The 17,474-nt window shown below is 34.9% G+C and carries 15 protein-coding genes; 12 read left to right on the forward strand and 3 right to left on the reverse strand.

Annotation, left to right across the window (positions count from 1 at the left end; translation table 11 throughout):
• Nucleotides 1-170 precede the first annotated feature (170 nt).
• Entirely contained in the window at nt 171-2,813 is a 2,643-nt protein-coding gene (gene secA, locus V4D30_RS03265) for a preprotein translocase subunit SecA (RefSeq protein ID WP_353684818.1), read from the reverse strand.
• Nucleotides 2,814-2,881: 68 nt separating this feature from the next.
• Between secA and V4D30_RS03270 the strand changes: the two genes are divergently transcribed.
• Nucleotides 2,882-3,919, forward strand: coding sequence for an Sfum_1244 family protein (locus V4D30_RS03270; protein ID WP_353684819.1), 1,038 nt, complete (start codon nt 2,882-2,884; stop codon nt 3,917-3,919).
• Entirely contained in the window at nt 3,916-4,974 is a 1,059-nt protein-coding gene (gene hypD, locus V4D30_RS03275) for a hydrogenase formation protein HypD (RefSeq protein WP_353684820.1), read from the forward strand. The genes V4D30_RS03270 and hypD overlap by 4 nt, the downstream gene beginning before the upstream one ends.
• Here hypD and V4D30_RS03280 read toward each other — a convergent pair.
• Nucleotides 4,971-5,393: an OsmC family protein gene (locus V4D30_RS03280; RefSeq protein ID WP_353684821.1), complete on the reverse strand. Its 423-nt coding sequence runs from the start codon at nt 5,391-5,393 to the stop codon at nt 4,971-4,973. The genes hypD and V4D30_RS03280 overlap by 4 nt on opposite strands.
• A gap of 49 nt (nt 5,394-5,442) precedes the next feature.
• On the opposite strand from V4D30_RS03280, the gene folK reads away from it, so the two are divergent.
• The 6 genes from folK (at nt 5,443) to V4D30_RS03310 (ending at nt 11,098) form a co-directional block, all read left to right on the forward strand.
• The gene (folK, locus tag V4D30_RS03285; protein ID WP_353684822.1) at nt 5,443-5,895 is read left to right on the forward strand and encodes a 2-amino-4-hydroxy-6-hydroxymethyldihydropteridine diphosphokinase; all 453 of its coding nucleotides are present in this window, start codon (nt 5,443-5,445) and stop codon (nt 5,893-5,895) included.
• 99 nt (nt 5,896-5,994) lie between these two features.
• Nucleotides 5,995-6,894 (forward strand): manganese-dependent inorganic pyrophosphatase, encoded by a 900-nt coding sequence (locus V4D30_RS03290; RefSeq protein WP_353684823.1) that lies wholly within the window; start codon nt 5,995-5,997, stop codon nt 6,892-6,894.
• A 30-nt stretch (nt 6,895-6,924) separates the two neighbouring features.
• Entirely contained in the window at nt 6,925-7,848 is a 924-nt protein-coding gene (locus tag V4D30_RS03295; RefSeq protein ID WP_353684824.1) for a MoxR family ATPase, read from the forward strand.
• Nucleotides 7,849-7,961: 113 nt separating this feature from the next.
• Nucleotides 7,962-8,702, forward strand: coding sequence for a DUF58 domain-containing protein (locus tag V4D30_RS03300; RefSeq protein WP_353684825.1), 741 nt, complete (start codon nt 7,962-7,964; stop codon nt 8,700-8,702).
• Complete coding sequence (locus tag V4D30_RS03305) at nt 8,674-10,524, forward strand: transglutaminaseTgpA domain-containing protein (RefSeq protein ID WP_353684826.1); 1,851 nt, start codon at nt 8,674-8,676, stop codon at nt 10,522-10,524. Before V4D30_RS03300 ends, V4D30_RS03305 begins: the two co-directional genes overlap by 29 nt.
• Nucleotides 10,505-11,098 (forward strand): L-threonylcarbamoyladenylate synthase, encoded by a 594-nt coding sequence (locus V4D30_RS03310; protein WP_353684827.1) that lies wholly within the window; start codon nt 10,505-10,507, stop codon nt 11,096-11,098. The genes V4D30_RS03305 and V4D30_RS03310 overlap by 20 nt, the downstream gene beginning before the upstream one ends.
• Here V4D30_RS03310 and V4D30_RS03315 read toward each other — a convergent pair.
• A complete protein-coding gene (locus V4D30_RS03315; RefSeq protein ID WP_353684828.1) occupies nt 11,084-13,201 on the reverse strand; it encodes a bifunctional (p)ppGpp synthetase/guanosine-3',5'-bis(diphosphate) 3'-pyrophosphohydrolase in 2,118 nt (705 codons plus the stop codon). The two genes, V4D30_RS03310 and V4D30_RS03315, sit on opposite strands and share 15 nt — an antisense overlap.
• Nucleotides 13,202-13,239: 38 nt before the next feature.
• Between V4D30_RS03315 and murA the strand changes: the two genes are divergently transcribed.
• The 4 genes from murA to V4D30_RS03335 all read left to right on the forward strand — a co-directional run bounded on the left by murA (nt 13,240) and on the right by V4D30_RS03335 (nt 17,459).
• On the forward strand, nt 13,240-14,490 hold the full coding sequence (gene murA, locus V4D30_RS03320; protein WP_353684829.1) for a UDP-N-acetylglucosamine 1-carboxyvinyltransferase: 1,251 nt from the start codon (nt 13,240-13,242) through the stop codon (nt 14,488-14,490).
• A gap of 64 nt (nt 14,491-14,554) precedes the next feature.
• The gene (gene gcvH, locus V4D30_RS03325; RefSeq protein ID WP_353684830.1) at nt 14,555-14,944 is read left to right on the forward strand and encodes a glycine cleavage system protein GcvH; all 390 of its coding nucleotides are present in this window, start codon (nt 14,555-14,557) and stop codon (nt 14,942-14,944) included.
• Complete coding sequence (gene lpdA, locus V4D30_RS03330) at nt 14,944-16,266, forward strand: dihydrolipoyl dehydrogenase (protein ID WP_353684831.1); 1,323 nt, start codon at nt 14,944-14,946, stop codon at nt 16,264-16,266. The genes gcvH and lpdA overlap by 1 nt, the downstream gene beginning before the upstream one ends.
• Nucleotides 16,263-17,459, forward strand: coding sequence for a DUF401 family protein (locus V4D30_RS03335; protein WP_353684832.1), 1,197 nt, complete (start codon nt 16,263-16,265; stop codon nt 17,457-17,459). Before lpdA ends, V4D30_RS03335 begins: the two co-directional genes overlap by 4 nt.
• The last annotated feature ends 15 nt before the right edge of the window (nt 17,460-17,474 follow it).

Below are 17,474 nucleotides of genomic sequence, written 5' to 3' on the forward strand. Positions count from 1 at the left end.
TAGAGAGTTCTCTTAGCTTTGCCAGTGCCTTAAGGATAAAGCCAACTCTATCCTCAATCAGCTTTAATGTTCAAACTGGAAATAACCATTTTCTATTGTCTCAAAATGCTTTGTCCTTTTGAGAACCAAAGAGGTAACAGATTAAAACTCCATGTTTTTTAAAGATTTCATCAAGCATTTTTACCGCAGCATTTTTTATATTTTTTCCCACTACCGCATGGACAGGGATCATTCCGTCCTATTTTTTTAGGTTTTTGGGCAGGCCTATTTGCACCATCTCCACCGCTTCTTTGAATCTTTTGTGTCTTTTGGAGTTTAACCTGAGATTCTTCCCTTACCTGAATTTTAAACAACCTTGTAAGTATGTCTGATATGATATTTCTTGACATCTCTTCAAAAAGCTCAAAGGCTTCTTTTTTGTATTCTACGAGAGGGTCTTTCTGAGCATAACCTCTCAATCCAATCCCTTCTTTAATATGGTCTATTGCAAGAAGATGGTCTTTCCATTTCGTATCAATTACATGAAGAAAAATCATCTTTTCCACATCACGCATCAGTTGAGAGCCAATTTTTGCTTCCTTTTGTTCATAGGCTTCCTTAAGTTTTTCAATTAGATGCTGTTTTATTTCATCCTTTGATTTATTGTTCAAATCAACATCAACATCAAATCTCACATTTATCTGTTCCTTTAATTTTTCAATACCTCCGTCTTCATCGGATAGATAAAAATCAACCAGTTCATCAACTTCTGTCTCAAGAAACTCAAAAACTTTCTCTTTTAAAGAACTGCTCTCAAGCACTTCTTTACGGAAGGAGTAAATCTCCTTTCGCTGAGTATTCATAACATCATCGTATTTAAGCAAATGTTTTCTTATATCAAAATTATGGGCTTCAACTCTTTTCTGGGCATTTTCAATTGCCTTTGAAACCATTTTGTTTTCAATTGGCATGTCATCTTCAATTTTCAAAAAATGCATGAGACTCTGAAGTCTTTCACCACCAAAAAGCCTCAGAAGCTCATCTTCAAGAGAAAGGTAAAAACGGGATGAACCAGGATCACCCTGTCTTCCTGCCCTACCCCTCAGCTGATTGTCAATTCTTCGTGATTCATGTCTTTCTGTTCCAATTATATGGAGACCACCAAGTGAGACAACTTTTTCATGCTCTTTTTCGCAAACTTCCCTGGCTTTTTTTAAAGTCTGCTGAAATTCCTCTTCAGTGTAATCTTTTCCATCAAGCATTTCCCTTGCTAAAAATTCTGGATTTCCACCAAGAAGTATATCCGTTCCTCTTCCAGCCATGTTTGTTGCAATTGTCACAGCACCAATTCTTCCAGCCTGGGCAACAATTTCAGCTTCTTTATCATGATACTTGGCATTTAAAACATTGTGGGGAATTCCCTTTTTCTTAAGCATTCTGCTTAAAAGTTCAGACTTTTCTATTGATGTTGTTCCAACCAGCACAGGTCTTCCTGCTTGGTAGCATTCCTCTATTTCTCTAACAACTGCTTCATACTTTGCCTTTTCAGTCTTATATACTGCGTCTGGATAATCCTGTCTAATCATTGGCTTATGAGTTGGAATAACGACCACATCAAGATTATAAATCTCTGCAAACTCAGCAGCCTCTGTATCTGCTGTTCCCGTCATTCCAGCAAGTTTTTTGTACATTCTAAAGTAATTTTGGAAGGTTATCGTTGCAAGTGTTTGATTTTCCGCCTCTATTTTTAATCCTTCCTTTGCCTCAATTGCCTGATGAAGTCCATCGGACCAGCGCCTTCCTGGAAGAAGTCTTCCTGTAAACTCATCAACAATGATAACTTTTCCATCTTTTACGACATAATCCACATCTTTCTTAAAGAAGTAATGAGCTCTTATTGCCTGATTTATGTGATGCACTGTCTGAATATTTGCAGGATCATAGAGATTGTCTATTCCTAAAAGTCTTTCAGCTTTACGAGAACCCTGTTCAGTGAGAACAACTGTTTTAAGTTTTTCATCAAGCTTAAAGTCTTCCTCAGGTTTTAAATATTTAATAATTCTGTTTACAGCATAGTAAATATCTGTTGACTCCTCTGAAGGACCTGAAATAATAAGGGGAGTTCTTGCTTCGTCTATGAGAATACTGTCAACTTCATCAACAATTGCATAGTTAAGTTCTCTCTGACACTGTTCTTCAATTCTATAGCACATATTATCTCTTAAATAATCAAATCCAAACTCATTGTTTGTTCCATAGGTAATGTCTGCAAGATAAGCTTCTTTTTTACTGCATGGACGAAGCCTATCAAAGCGTTTATCAGGAACTCTGTAAGCGGGATCATAAACGAAAGAAGCATCAGGTTGAATTACACCAACACTTAGCCCCAGAAAATTATATATTGGTCCCATCCATTGAACATCTCTTCTGGCAAGATAATCATTAACTGTTACCACATGAACACCTTTGCCTTCAAGAGCATTTAAGTATGCAGCAAGAGTTGCAACGAGGGTTTTACCTTCTCCTGTTTTCATTTCTGCAATCTTTCCTTCATGTAACACCAGTCCACCAACGAGCTGAACATCAAAATGTCGCATTCCAAGAGTCCTTTTTGCAACCTCTCTCACTACTGCAAAGGCTTCAACTAAAATGTCATCGAGACTTTGTCCTTTGGCAAGTCTTTCTTTAAATTCTTCTGTTTTTGCTTTCAGAGCTTCATCAGAAAGGTTGGAAATTAATGATTCCAGTGCATTGATGGTCTCAACAATTTTAAAATATCTCTTAAGCTCTCTTTCATTCTTCGTTCCAAAAATCTTCTCCAGAATCTTAACCATAGTTGTATCTTAAAACACCGTAACTTATTAATTCAAGAAAAACCTCCCAAATATGGTATGATAAAAATATGTTAAATCCAGATTTTTTTAAAACAGTAAGTTATAATTGCGATGTGTCAGATGCCAATTACTGGGGTTATTTTTCAATCTGCACACTGCTACTTCGTCTTAGAGAGCTTTTCAAAATTGAAAGAGGACTTGAACCCTGGGATAGCATAAGCAATGAAGAGATACTTCCGTGGATTGAAAAAAAAGAAGCAGTCTGGAAAAAGCTTGAAAATGCCACCTTAGTTCCAATTCAAATTAATGGTAACTCCTATTCACCCTTTGATATTGACGAAATAAACAGCATTATTGTGAATAATGGCTTTGTTTACGGAGCTGGTTTTGCTTTATTTATGAAACCGAGCTTTTTTGTCGGCTCAATTTACAGGTTTGAAAAAATTGATGGATACAATGTTTATTTTATAGATAAAGAAATTGTAAGAGATATCTTTTCTTCGCCCGGGATGAGTGTGGGTGATACTATTTTCATAAGATTAACAGACATAAAATACAGGCTATGGGAAGATTTACAGAGCTGGAGAGGGAAAAACAGTCATGAATTTTTTTTAAAATATGGAATTCTCCATGACTCTCAAATCTCTTCTGAAGAGTTTAAAAAAATTGTTAATACATATTCAAAAATAGTGCTCTATCATGAAATAGCAGAACAGCAGTTGAACTCATCTTGCTGGAATGAAATGATAAAAAAATGTGATAACTCAAAAACAGAGCATATTTTAAGAGGAATTATAGACTTTATTGCTGACTTTTCAGAAAAAGGTCCTGTTTATAAAGCTGTTCTTGAAAGGAATAAAGAGCTTCTCAGTTTATACATACTTACACAAGGTGCTTATCAAAAGAAGATACTGAAGCCTGTTTTTTTGCAGATACAAAAAGCACTGATATCAGATGACTGGCAGAAAATTGAAGAAATAAGAAATTTAGAGTTTAACAGATGGAAGAACAATCATAAACAAATACTGGAAATTTTTAAATTGCAAGGCTTTGAAGCTGTTAAAAATTTAACAGATAAGATATTCGTGGAAGGAGGAATAAATTGAAAGAATTCGTTGAAACCATTGAAAAACTATCAAAAAAAATCCAAAGACAGATAAATCTAATGGAAGTCTGTGGAACTCATACTGTCTCCATTTTTAGACACGGCATAAGAAGCCTTATACCCTCTAACATAAAACTGCTGAGCGGTCCTGGATGCCCTGTTTGCGTAACTCCAATACAAGACATTGACAGAATGCTCTATATTGCAAAACAGCCCAATGTAATTGTTACAACCTTTGGTGATATGATGAGAGTTCCTGGAAGTGATGGTTCTCTTTACAGAGCAAAAGCTGAAGGAGTGGATGTAAGAATGGTTTATTCACCACTGGATGCATTAAAAGTGGCAGAGCAAAACAGAGATAAAAAAGTAGTATTTTTTGCAGTAGGATTTGAAACAACCTCACCTCTGATAGCAGCCACAGTTGCTGTTGCAGAAGACAAAAAAATTGAAAACTTTTACATTTATTCAGTTCATAAATTAGTTCCGCCAGCACTTGAAGTTCTGGTTAATACAGAGGAACTCAAACTTGATGGATTTATTCTTCCAGGTCATGTAAGCACAATAATTGGGAGTAAACCCTATGAATTTATTGTATCAAAATACAAAAAAGCGTGCGTAATCACAGGATTTGATGCTGATGATATTCTTCAGGCAATAGCCATGTTGCTGAAACAAATTTTAGAGGATGAGCCAAGAATACAGATACAGTATAAAGATGCTGTGAAACCGGAAGGGAATCCAAAGGCAGTTGAATTTATAAATATGTATTTTGAACAAGCTGATAGTAACTGGCGAGGTATTGGAGTAATTCCCAAGAGTGGTCTTAAACTTAAGAAAGAATACTCACATAGAGATGCCGAAAAAGTTTTTGATATTCCTCCACTGCAGTCAAAAGAACCAAAAGGATGTCAATGTGGTCTTGTTCTTAGAGGAGTGAAACTTCCACCTGAGTGTCCTTTATTTGGAAAAATCTGCACACCTCAGAATCCTGTTGGAGCATGCATGGTAAGCTCTGAAGGAAGCTGCGCAGCCTATTACAAATATGCAAGAGGCTAATCAACCTCTTCTATTTTATATGAATGAATTATCTTTGCTGAGTGCTCAAGCGTTGCCTTTACAGAGCAGTATTTTTCCATTGAAAGCTGGACAGCTCTTTTTACAGCTTCCTCTGATAGATTTTTACCCTTCACTATAAACTCAATCTCTATTTCTGTGAATCTCTTCGGGTATTCATCAGGCTGTTTGCCCTTAACATTTATCTCTATACCTCTTACATCCTGCTTTTTCTTTGCAAGAATTGAAGCAATATCCATACCACTGCATCCTCCCAGCCCTACAAGCAAAAGCTCCATAGGACGCATTCCTGTATTTTCACCACCATAGTCCGGGCTTCCATCTATAACAATTGCATGACCTGTGCCTGATTGTCCTATAAACTGTAGCCCTCCTGCCCATTTTACCTTTGCCTTTAGCATAAAGCCCTCCCATAGAGTTTTTTTTTATTTTACCATTAAAATAATTTTAATGCATAGGGTTTTTCTTTCTATAGGCTCAAATATTGGTGAAAAGGAAAAGAACTGTTTTCAGGCTATTACTATGCTTGAGCAGTCAGGATTGATTATTGATAAAAAATCTTCCATTTATATTACAAAACCATGGGGATTTAAAAATCAGCCAGATTTTGCAAATATGGCTGTTGAAGCATTTACTGAGCTCAAACCTCTTGAACTTCTTCAATTATTAAAAAAAATTGAAAGTAACATGGGGCGAAGACCTTCAATAAAATACGGTCCAAGAATTATTGACATTGACATCATTTTCTATGATGACCTTATTTTAAAAAGCGAGGAGCTCATCATTCCCCATCCTCTCATGCATGAAAGGTATTTTGTATTAAAACCATTGAGTGAAATAGCACCTGATTTTGTTCATCCGGAACTTAAATTGTCTGTTAAAAAGTTACTTGAAAAGCTTTAATAACTCTATTTTAAAATTTAATGACTGTATTCTTGACATTTTAACCATGAAATTGTCAAAATTTTACAATTTTAAAAAATTTTATCAGGAGGGAAAAGTATGAGTGATATTTATGTAATTGGCCATAAGGCACCTGACACAGACACAGTGTGTTCAGCAATTGTTTATGCAGGCATTAAAGGCTACAAGGCAGCAACAGCAGGACCTATTAATGAAGAAACAGAGTTTGCTCTCAAGCAGTTTGGAGTATCAGCCCCTGAAGTTCTTGAAAATGCTTCTGGTAAAACACTGGTACTGGTAGATCACAATGAACCTGGTCAGAGAGTTGATGGTGCAGAAAAAATACTTGCAATCATTGATCATCACAAGATGAATTTTAATTATCCTGATCCAATATTTATTCATGTTGAGCCTGTGGGAAGCACAGCAACAGTCATTGCAAAAATGTTTCCTAATGAAGTAAAAGCAAACAAAACATATGCTGGTTTGCTTCTAAGTGCAATTCTCTCTGACACAGTTATCTTCAAATCTCCAACAACCACTGAAGAAGACAAAAAAATTGCTCAGGAACTTGCCCAGGTAGCAGGAATTTCTGACATTACAAAGTTTGGAGTTGACCTCAAAAAAGCAAAGGCAAGCATAAAAGGGAAACCAATAGCTGATGTCGTTCATGTTGATTTTAAAGACTATGACTTCAAAGGCAAAAAAGTGGGAATTGGACAGACAGAAGTTGTTGACATTGAAGAAGTTTATGAGCGTAAGGATGAGTTTGTGAAGTATCTTAATGAACTCAAAAGCAGCAAAGGCTATGACATGGTTATTTTCATGGCAACTGACATCATAAAGGAAGGAACAGAGCTTTACTATGTTGGAGATTCTGCAAAAATTGAAAAAGCCTTCAATGTAAAAGTTTCAGGTCCTTCTGTATGGCTTCCTGGTGTAATGTCCCGTAAAAAACAGGTAGCACCACCTGTTGAAAAGGTTTATCTGGAAGGTTAAAATAAAAGAGGGGGTTAAATCCCCCTCTTTATGATTATAAAGAATAAAAAAATTCTTCAGATTCTTGAAAGCCTTCAAAGTTGCCTTCAGGGTAAAGAAAAAGCGATTATTCTTTCTTTAATCGCCATATTTTCAAAAGGACATCTTCTTATTGAAGACTTTCCAGGTCTTGGTAAAACCTCTTTAGCAATTGCTCTTTCAAAAGTTTTAAATTTAAGTTTTGGTAGAATTCAATGTACCAACGATCTTCTTCCAACAGACATTACAGGACTTTCAATTTACAGTAAAAATACAGGTGAGTTTGAGTTTAAACCAGGTCCTATATTTAATAACATAGTTCTTGTAGATGAAATTAACAGGGCAACACCAAAAACCCAATCTGCTCTCTTAGAAGCAATGGCAGAGGAACAGGTCACAGTTGATGGAAAAACATACAAGCTTCCAAAACCTTTTTTTGTAATTGCCACTCAGAATCCAGTTGAGATTTATGGAACATTTCCATTACCTGAAAGCCAGCTTGACAGATTTATGATGAAAATAAGCATAGGTTATCCAGACAGAGAGGCAGAAAAGCAGATTCTTAAAGAAGGAAGTTCAAGAGAAAATTTGTACAGATTAACTGCTGCTATTGAAAAAGAAGAAATAATAAAAATTCAAAATGAAATAAAACAGATTTACATTTCTGAAAAAATCATTAACTGGATTATTGATTTTGTCAATGCCACAAGACAAGATAGCCGAATTCTTTTAGGCATCTCTACAAGAGCTGCTCTGGCAATTACTACTACGGCAAAAGCCTATGCATACTTTAAAGGAAGAGATTATGTAATTCCTGAAGATGTAAAAGAGATGATTCCTTTTGTGGTGCCCCATCGCATTATACTTAAAGAAGAGGAAACATTAAAACAAGAGGTGATATCATCAATCCTTCAAGGTATTTCAACTCCACCGTAAAAATTACAAATACTGGCTGGATATACATTACAATCACACTTTTGATAGGTTTTGGAGCAGTCAATACAGGAAACAATCTATTGTTTTTGATAGTCTCTTTTCTCCTGAGTATTATGGCTTTGAGTGGCATTGTTTCTTTTTTTAATCTAAAAAATATTGAAATTTCAATACTGCCTCCAGAGGATATCTTTGCCTTAAAACCTGCAAGTTTCAGAATAAGAGCAAAAAATAAGTATTTTTTCGGAGTTTTTCTTTTAAGAATTAAAGTTTTTAATGAAGAAAAAATTATTTCTTACCTTAAAGGAGAAAAAAATTTGATTGTAAATTTAACATTTTCTAAAAGGGGCATTCACACTATCAAAGAAATAATAGTTTCATCATACTTTCCCTTTTATTTCTTTAAAAGAACAAGAACTCTTCCATTAAAATTTGAATTTACAGTATTTCCATATCCATTAAAATGTGATATATCCTTTTTAATTTCAGAGGGTAAAGCAAAAGTAGATTCAATTATTTCAAAAGGAAAGTCATATGAGGGTGAAGTCACCGGAGTAAGAGCTTATACTCATGGTGACCCTATAAAATACATACACTGGAAAGCAACAGCTAAGACATCTTCTCTCAAAACAAAAGAGTTTTCTCCTCCTTCAGGAAACCCTGTAGTTGTGAATTTGAGCGATTTTTCAGGTAACATTGAAGAAAAAATCAGTAAAACAGCTTATGCTTTAATTGAACTTACAAAGATGGGAAATCCTGCAGGATTAAAACTTAACAATGAATTTTATCCTCCAGAAACTGGACATTCTCACTTAAGGAGAATGCTTTATGCTCTTGCGGTTTATAACTCAAAGTAAAACTGAAAACATTATCTTTGTGCTTAGCATCCTGATTGCCCTGATACCTTTTACAGCTATCTTTTCATACATTTCCAATTATGTGAATTTCATATTTCTCTTGATAATTTTAGCTTCTGTATTTTTACATATCAAAAAAATTTTTTTACCCATATGGCTACTTAATTTCATATCAATTGGCTTAATTATCATGCCCTTTTTAAGTTTTTCATTAGAGGATATTCTTTTGCCATCAATAGAGGCTCTCATACTCATTCTTTCAATAAGATTTCTCAGCAAAAAAAGCTCAAGAGAGTATTTTCAAATTTACCTTCTTTCCCTACTTTTACTTGGAAGTTCTTCACTTTTTAATATTTCATGGATATTTCTCATAAGAGTGTTAGGGATGCTTGTTTTCACAATTTTTGCTATTTTGCTTCTTACATACATGAAAGAAGTTAAGGAAGATTTTATAAATTTTGAGAAAATTATAAATCTTTTCAAAGTTGCCATATTTATCTGTGTTATCTCAATTCCTTTAAGTGCATTATTTTTTGTAATTCTACCAAGAACGCCTGTTCCTCTTATGGATATAGGTTTCAGCAAAACGAAAACAGGATTTTCTTCCACTGTAAATCTTGGCTCTGTAAGAGATATAGAAGAAGACAAAACAATAATAATGAGAGTAACAATGGAAAAATTATCTCAGGAACTTTACTGGAGAGTAATTACCTTTGACAGCTTTGATGGTAAAAGATGGCGCAAAAGAGTTTCTGATAAAGATAGCGCTAACATTTATGGAGAAAAAATAAACTATACTGTGACTTTAGAACCACTTACAGAACAGTATCTTCCAGTCCTGGATTATCCATTAAAAATTTATATACAGGATATTTCACAGGAGTATCCAGGAGTTTACAGAATGAAATTTTCACCTGAGAAAACAATAAAATACTCTGCCACATCTTTTGTGAATTATCATTTAAAAGAAGCCTCTGTTTCATCTGCCTATCTTGAAATTCCTAAGATTGTCTCAGAAAAAATTATAAATCTCACACAGAAAATTACATCACATGCATCAAACAAAAGAGAAATAGCAGAAAGCATATTAAAATATTTAACTAATTATCAATACGCTTTGAAAGACCTTCCAACAGGTGACAATCCTGTTGAAGATTTTTTATTCAACAAGAAAAAAGGAAACTGCGAATACTTTGCAACTGCTATGGCTTTAATGTTGAGAATTAAGAATATTCCATCAAGAGTCGTGGGAGGATTTAAAGGAGGAACTTATAATGAATTTGGAGGATACTACATAGTAAGAGCCTCTGATGCTCATTTATGGGTTGAGGCATGGATTGATGGACAGTGGCATAGATTTGATCCATCAGGGAAAATCTATAGAACTCATGAGTCTGTTATTTTTAATCTAATTGATTATCTCTGGAACAGTATTGTTCTTGATTATGATATAAAGGCTCAGTTCAAATTAGCAAAATCCTTAAAAACTCCAGAGATTAAATTTACCAGAGAAATTTTTTTAATTCTAATGAGCTTAGGCATTCTTTATGGCTTTCTTAAAATCTATCAATATTTCAATAAAAAAAGAGACCTGCTAAACAGATTTTTTATTATAATGAAAAAACAGGGATTTGAAAGAAAAAAGTATGAGGGATTGGAAGAATTCGTTTCTAAAATAGAGAATTCTGAAGTGAAACTTAAAGCGGAAAAATTTGTTAAGGAATACGAAAAGATATATTTTAAAGATAGAGAAATTTCAAAGGAAGAACACAAAAAACTTAAAGCATTACTTGAACAATTAAATGAAACTCACGACAACTGAAGAAATAAACATTAAAGAAGTTCTTAAAATTCTTGAAAATAATGGGATAATAATCTATCCCACCGAAACTCTTTATGGAATAGGAGCAAAATATAACAGCAAAAGAAGTCTAAAAAAAATTTTTGAAATTAAGAAAAGACCTGAAGAAAAAAGTTTCCCTCTGATTGTCAATTTAGATCATCTTGAGATGGTTGCTGAATTTATACCTTCAGTAGCACAAAAGCTAATTGAAAAGTTCTGGCCCGGTCCTCTGACCTTGCTTTTACCAGCTAAAAAAAATCTACCGGAAGAGATAACAAAAGATGGAAAAGTGGCAGTCAGGATGCCTGGTGAGTCTTTTGCTTTAAAATTAATTCAAGAATCTGCATTCCCTATTACAGCAACATCGGCAAATATATCAGGTTTTCCTGCAGCAGACCGCATTGAAACTATAATTGAGTATTTCAAAGAAGCACCCATTGATCTTATCATTGATGGAGGGAAACTTTTAGGAATACCATCAACAATTGTGGATACAACAGTTGAACCCCCTAAAGTAATAAGAAAAGGTGCCATAGAGCTATCTTTTGACTGATAAAACTTCGCTGATCTGTGATATTTTATTGATAATATCTGACAGATGAGCTCTGTCTTTTACTTCAATAGTAAAGTCAATTAAAGCTCTTTTGTCAGATGTAGAGTTGGCTTTTACCTGAGTTATATTAACCTGATTTGCTGACAAAAGTCCTGTAAGTGTGGCAAGAATACCAGGCTTATCCACGCATTCTATGCTAATTTTTGTTTGAACTTTTGAAGTATCATCAGCTGTCCAGAATACCTCTATTAGTCTTTCAGGCTGCATGTGCTTAACATTTATGCAATCTTTTCTGTGCACTGAAATACCCTTTCCTCTTGTAATAAAGCCTATTATCTCATCTCCAGGCACAGGCATACAACACTTTGCTATGTGATACAGCACCTCATCTACTCCTTTAAGAGAAATAAACTGTTTATGGTCTTTTCTATTACTGGTTTTTTTTGCAATAACAAATTCTTCTTGAGGAATCTCGGGAGACAATCTATTTACAACCTGATGAACAGATATTTTTCCGTGTCCTATAAGAAGATACAAGTCTTCAAGACTCTGAACAGAAAAAGCCTGTAAAACTTCTAAAACTTCTTCAATTTTTTCATTTTTAAGGATCGCTGTTTGAATTCCCTGTTTACGCAACTCTGCTTCCAGTAACTGCTTACCTATGTCAATTCCCTGTTGTCTTTCTTCCTGTCTGAGAAAATGCTTTATTCTGTTTTTTGCTCTCTGAGTAACAACAAATTGTAACCAATCTTTTCTTGGTTTTTGATGTGGGCTTGTTATTATCTCAACCACATCTCCACTTTGAAGTTGATAGTTAAGTGGAACTATTCTACCGTTGACTTTTGCTCCTGCACATTTAGCTCCTACTTCGGAATGTATTGCATAGGCAAAATCTACTGGTGTTGAGCCAACCGGAAGTTCTTTCACATCTCCTTTTGGCGTAAAAACATAGATTGTATCAGGCACAACTTCGGCTTTTACTGCATCAAGAAGCTCCTTTGGATCAGATATCTCTTTAATTAAATCCCTGAGCCAGGATACCAGCTTTGCTTCTCTTTCAGTTAAATCCTTTCTTTCTTTATACCTCCAGTGAGCAGCAATACCTTCTTCAGCAATTATATCCATCTCCTCTGTCCTAATCTGAAATTCCACTCTTTCTCCTCCTGGTCCAATCACAGTAGTATGAAGGGACTGATAATAATTAGACTTTGGAAGACTGATAAAATCTTTAAATCTTCCAGGTATCAGTGTCCACAGGGAATGAATAATGCCTAAAATATCATAACAATGAGGGACTGTATCAGTAATAATCCTTATTCCTATAACATCATAGACCTGCTCAAAAGAGATTTTTTGTTTAATCATCTTCTGATATATTCCAAAGTAGTGTTTTACTCTTCCATATATCTTAAAGGGAATATTCATTGCTTTAATTTTCTCTGAAAGAATTTTTATAACATTGTCAATATATGCCTGCTGATCTTCTTTTCTTTTTGCCACTTTTCTGACAAGCTCTTCATATTCCTCAGGATAAAGGACCTTAAATGAAAGATCTTCAAATTCCGTTCGCATCCAGCCAATTCCCAGCCTGTTTGCAAGGGGAGCATATATCTCAAGAGTTTCTTTTGCTATTCTTTTTTGTTTCTCTACAGGAAGAAATTCAATGGTTCTCATATTATGAAGTCTATCAGCAAACTTTATGAGAATCACTCTTATATCCTTTGACATAGCAAGGAACATCTTTCTGAAACTCTCTGCTTGAGCCTCCTCTACAGTGGAAAACTGAAGTTTACTTAACTTTGTAACAGCATCAACCAAAAAAGCAACATCAGGATTAAAAATTTCACTTATATCATCAATTGTCATTTCAGCATCTTCCACTGTATCATGAAGAAGTCCCGCTGCAATTGTGGTAGAGTCAAGTTTCATCTGAGCAAGTATATCTGCTACAGCCAGAGGATGGTATATGTAAGGAATTCCCTCTTTTCTTTTCTGAGCACAATGGGCTTCTCTTGAGAAAATATAAGCCTTTTTTATAAGCTCAACATTGGCTTTGGGCCTATACTGTAAAACTTTTTTAATTACATCATCTATTGTAAGCATATTTTCTTACCCCCTTATTTTAGTTTAATATATTTAACATGGATAAGTTACTTATTTCTGGTGGAATGCCACTAAAAGGCACAGTAACGATAAGTGGAGCAAAAAATGCTGCTCTACCAATCATGGCATCTTCTCTCCTTGCTCAAGGAGTGCATACACTTAAAAAAATTCCAAGACTAAAGGATGTGTTAACTATGACAGAACTTATAAAAAGAATGGGAGGAGCAGTTGAATTTAACGATGTCTGTAGCATCAATACGACAAAAATAAATAAATTTGAAGCTTCATATGAGCTTGTCAAAACAATGCGAGCATCAATCCTGGTGCTTGGACCTCTTGTAGCAAGATTTGGCAGGGCAAAGGTTTCTTTGCCAGGTGGATGTGCAATTGGAGCAAGACCTGTAAATCTTCATTTAGCAGGGCTGGAAAAAATGGGAGCTAAGATATCCCTTGAAGAAGGTTATATAATTGCTAAAGCATCAAGACTTAAAGGAGCCAAAATATATTTTGATATTCCAACAGTAACTGGAACAGAAAATCTCATGATGGCTGCAACACTTGCAAAGGGCACTACAGTTATTGAAAATGCTGCAAAAGAGCCAGAAATTGTTGACCTTGCCAATTATTTAATACTCATGGGAGCTAAAATAGAAGGTGCTGGAACAAGCATTATACTAATAGAAGGCGTAAACGAACTTAAACCTCCCCATGAATACGAAATTATACCTGACAGAATAGAAACAGGAACATTTATTGCAATTGCTGGAGCCTCAGGAGGAGATATAACACTTAAAGGATGCAAAATTGAGCATATTGATGCTATAATGGTTAAAATGAAGGATGCAGGAGTAAGCTTCAAACAAACAAAGGATGGTCTGAGAGTAATCGGACCAAAAAGACCTGAAGCTGTTGATATAAAAACAATGCCTTATCCAGGATTTCCCACTGATATGCAGGCACAGTTTATGGCAATGATGACAGTAGCAAATGGAACCAGTGTCATAAAAGAAACGATTTTTGAAAATAGGTTCATGCATGTGGCAGAACTCAGAAGAATGGGAGCAGATATAACAGTAGAAGGCAATACTGCCACTGTAAGAGGAGTAAGAAAACTTAAAGGCGCTCCTGTAATGGCAACTGATTTAAGAGCCTCAGCCTCACTTGTAATTGCAGGATTAATTGCTGAAGGAGAAACCATTATTGACAGAATCTACCACCTTGACCGGGGTTATGAAGAGCTTGATAAAAAGCTCATTCAACTCGGTGCAAAAATAAAGAGAATAAAATAAACTTGACAAATTATTTCCTGTCAAATTAAATAATCAGAATAAAAACTTTTTGAATGGAGGGAAAATGACTTTAGAAAACTACAAATTTCACAAAGAGCATACCTGGGTGAAACTATCAGGTAGAAGCAAAAAAGTAAAAGTTGGGATTACAGATTATGCACAGGAATCTCTTGGAGACATTATTTATATTGAGCTTCCAGAGGTTGATACTCATGTAGAAGCAGGTACTGAAATGGCAGAGATTGAGTCAACAAAAACATCTTCTCCTGTAATAGCTCCAGTAAGTGGCACAATCGTTGAAGTAAATGAAGAATTAATTGATCATCCAGAAATTATTAATGAAGACCCTTATGGAAAGGGCTGGATTGCTGTAATTGAAATGGATAATACTGAGGAACTGGAAGATTTAATGGATTATGAAGAGTATGAGAGTTATCTTGAAGAAGAAAGATAATGAAAGCCATTATAGTTGGAGGAGGACCTGCCGGTTATGTCTCTGCCCTTGTTATGAGAAGACTGGGGGCAGAGGTATTTCTTATTGAAAAAGAAGAAATTGGTGGAACATGCCTCAACAAAGGCTGCATTCCCACAAAAACAGTAATTCACAATCTTAAACATGCTTCTTCCTCTATGAATTTACAGATTTTAATGGAAAAAAAGGATAAAGTAGTTGATACACAAAAAAAAGGACTTATGATGCTGCTAAAACAGGCAGGAGTAAAAATTATCAAATCCGAAGCAGAGTTAGTTAATCCAAAAACAGTTTTTTTAAAAAGCACAGGAGAAAAACTTCAGGCAGACAGGATAATTATTGCTACAGGCTCAAGACCCAGAGAGCTTCCAATGCTTAATTTTGATGGAGAAAAAATACTTTCAAGTGATGACCTATGGAAACTTAAAAAAATACCTGAATCTATCACAATCATCGGTGCAGGTGCTATAGGATGTGAGTTTGCATGGATATTTCATCTTCTCGGAAGTAAAGTTTCTCTGGTGGAACTGATGCCAAGAGTGTTACCTATGGAAGATGAAGATGTGTCCAGAGAAGTGGAAAAGCTTTTTAAAAAGAAAAAGATAGAGTTTCATACGGGAGTAAAAATTGAGGATTTAAAAAAAATTGATAATTCAGTTCAGATAAGCCTCTCTAATGCAAAAAGTATATCCTCACAAGTTGTTCTTGTTTCTGTAGGAAGAGCTTTTAATACTGAGTGTATTCAGACTTCAGAGGTAAAGCTTGGCAGTAAAAAAGAGATTATTGTAGATGAGAAAATGCAAACAAATATTGAAAATATTTTCGCAGCTGGTGATGTTACCGGACAGTGGCTACTCGCCCATGTTGCATATAGAGAAGCAGAAGTGGCTGCAAAAAATGCCATGGGATACAGCGAAAAAATGGACTACAGCGTAATACCATCAACAATTTATACAGTTACAGAAGTTGCCTCTGTTGGATTAAAGGAAGCTGAGGCAGTGAAAAAAGGAATTGATATTAAAAAAGGAATCTTCCCATTCAGAGCATCAGGCAAAGCTCACATTATCGGAGAAATTGATGGATTTGTTAAGGTAATTGCAGATAAAGAATCTGACGCTATCATTGGAGCTCATATAGCTGGTGCAGATGCCTCTGAACTTATCCATGAACTTGCAATGGCTGTAAAACTCAAAGCAAAAGCAAGAGATTTAAAGGATTTAATTCATTCTCATCCTACCCTTTCTGAGTGCGTTGGTGAAGCAATTAAGGACCTTTTTGGTGAGGCAATTCACAAAATAAGATGATTGATATCATCAAAGTTTCTTTTATTTTTCTCTTTATTCTCTTCTTGCTCAGGAAAAAACTAAGCGTTGGATATGCTCTCTTAGTTGGTTCTTTGATATTTTTAGTTTTTTATTCTTTTGATTTTAAAAGTTTACTATATATAATTTTCAAAGGTCTTACTTCCTCAAGTTCTATAAATCTTTTTCTGTCACTCACCTTAATTAAATCATTTGAGTATGCTTTAAGACAGACAGGATTAATGCAAAAAATGACAGAAACCTCACAGACCCTGCTTAATAGCAAAAAACTCTCAATTCTGTCAATGCCTCTTATAATTGGAATGTTACCATCTCTTGGAGGAGCTTATCTTTCAGCACCAATGGTTGATTCAGCCACGAAAAATATTAATATGCCAAAAGAAGAAAAGGCATTTATAAATTACTGGTACAGACACCCTTGGGAACTCATTTTACCTCTTTATCCGGGAGTAGTTCTTGCTTCTGCGGTTTCAGGTGTTTCATTAAGGAAACTGATAATTTTAAATCTTCCAGTTGCAGTAATACTCTTTATTGCTGGTTTTTTATTAAGCATGCACGGTGTAAAGAATGAGAAAAAAGTAAATAAACCCGCTTCTTTTAAAGGCTTAATGAGCTTTGTTCCAATAGTTTTGGTTCTTTTACCTGTAATATTTTTTAAAATTGAGCTTTACATAGCCCTCATTTCTAACCTCTTAATAGTGTGTATTTATCACCAGAAAACCATTAAAGAAACTCTATCAATCATAAAGTATGGTTTTACTGCAGATGTTTTCATTCTCGTAGCGGGAGTAATTATTTTTAAGGAAATGCTTCAAGCATCAGGTGCTGTAGATGGAATTGCAACTACAATAACACAGTCAGGGATTCCATATCTTGTTGTTTTCATAACACTACCGCTTTTTATCGGACTTATCACAGGACTGAGTGTAGGGTTTGTAGGAAGTACTTTCCCACTGCTTATCCATTTAAAAGAAACTTTACCCTACGAAATCTCCATTGCCTTTGTCTCAGGATATGTGGGAGTACTTCTTTCTCCTCTTCATCTTTGTTTGATTCTTACAAGGGAATACTTTAAAGCAGATATGACAGGAATTTACAGGAAAATCATTCCTGGTTGCATTATGATATTTTTTACTGCATTGATTGAATTTGTTATTTTGAGATATTATAGTTAAACTTTACTGAAAAGG

Source organism: Thermodesulfovibrio sp. 3907-1M (genome assembly GCF_040450955.1).
GTDB lineage: Bacteria > Nitrospirota > Thermodesulfovibrionia > Thermodesulfovibrionales > Thermodesulfovibrionaceae > Thermodesulfovibrio > Thermodesulfovibrio autotrophicus.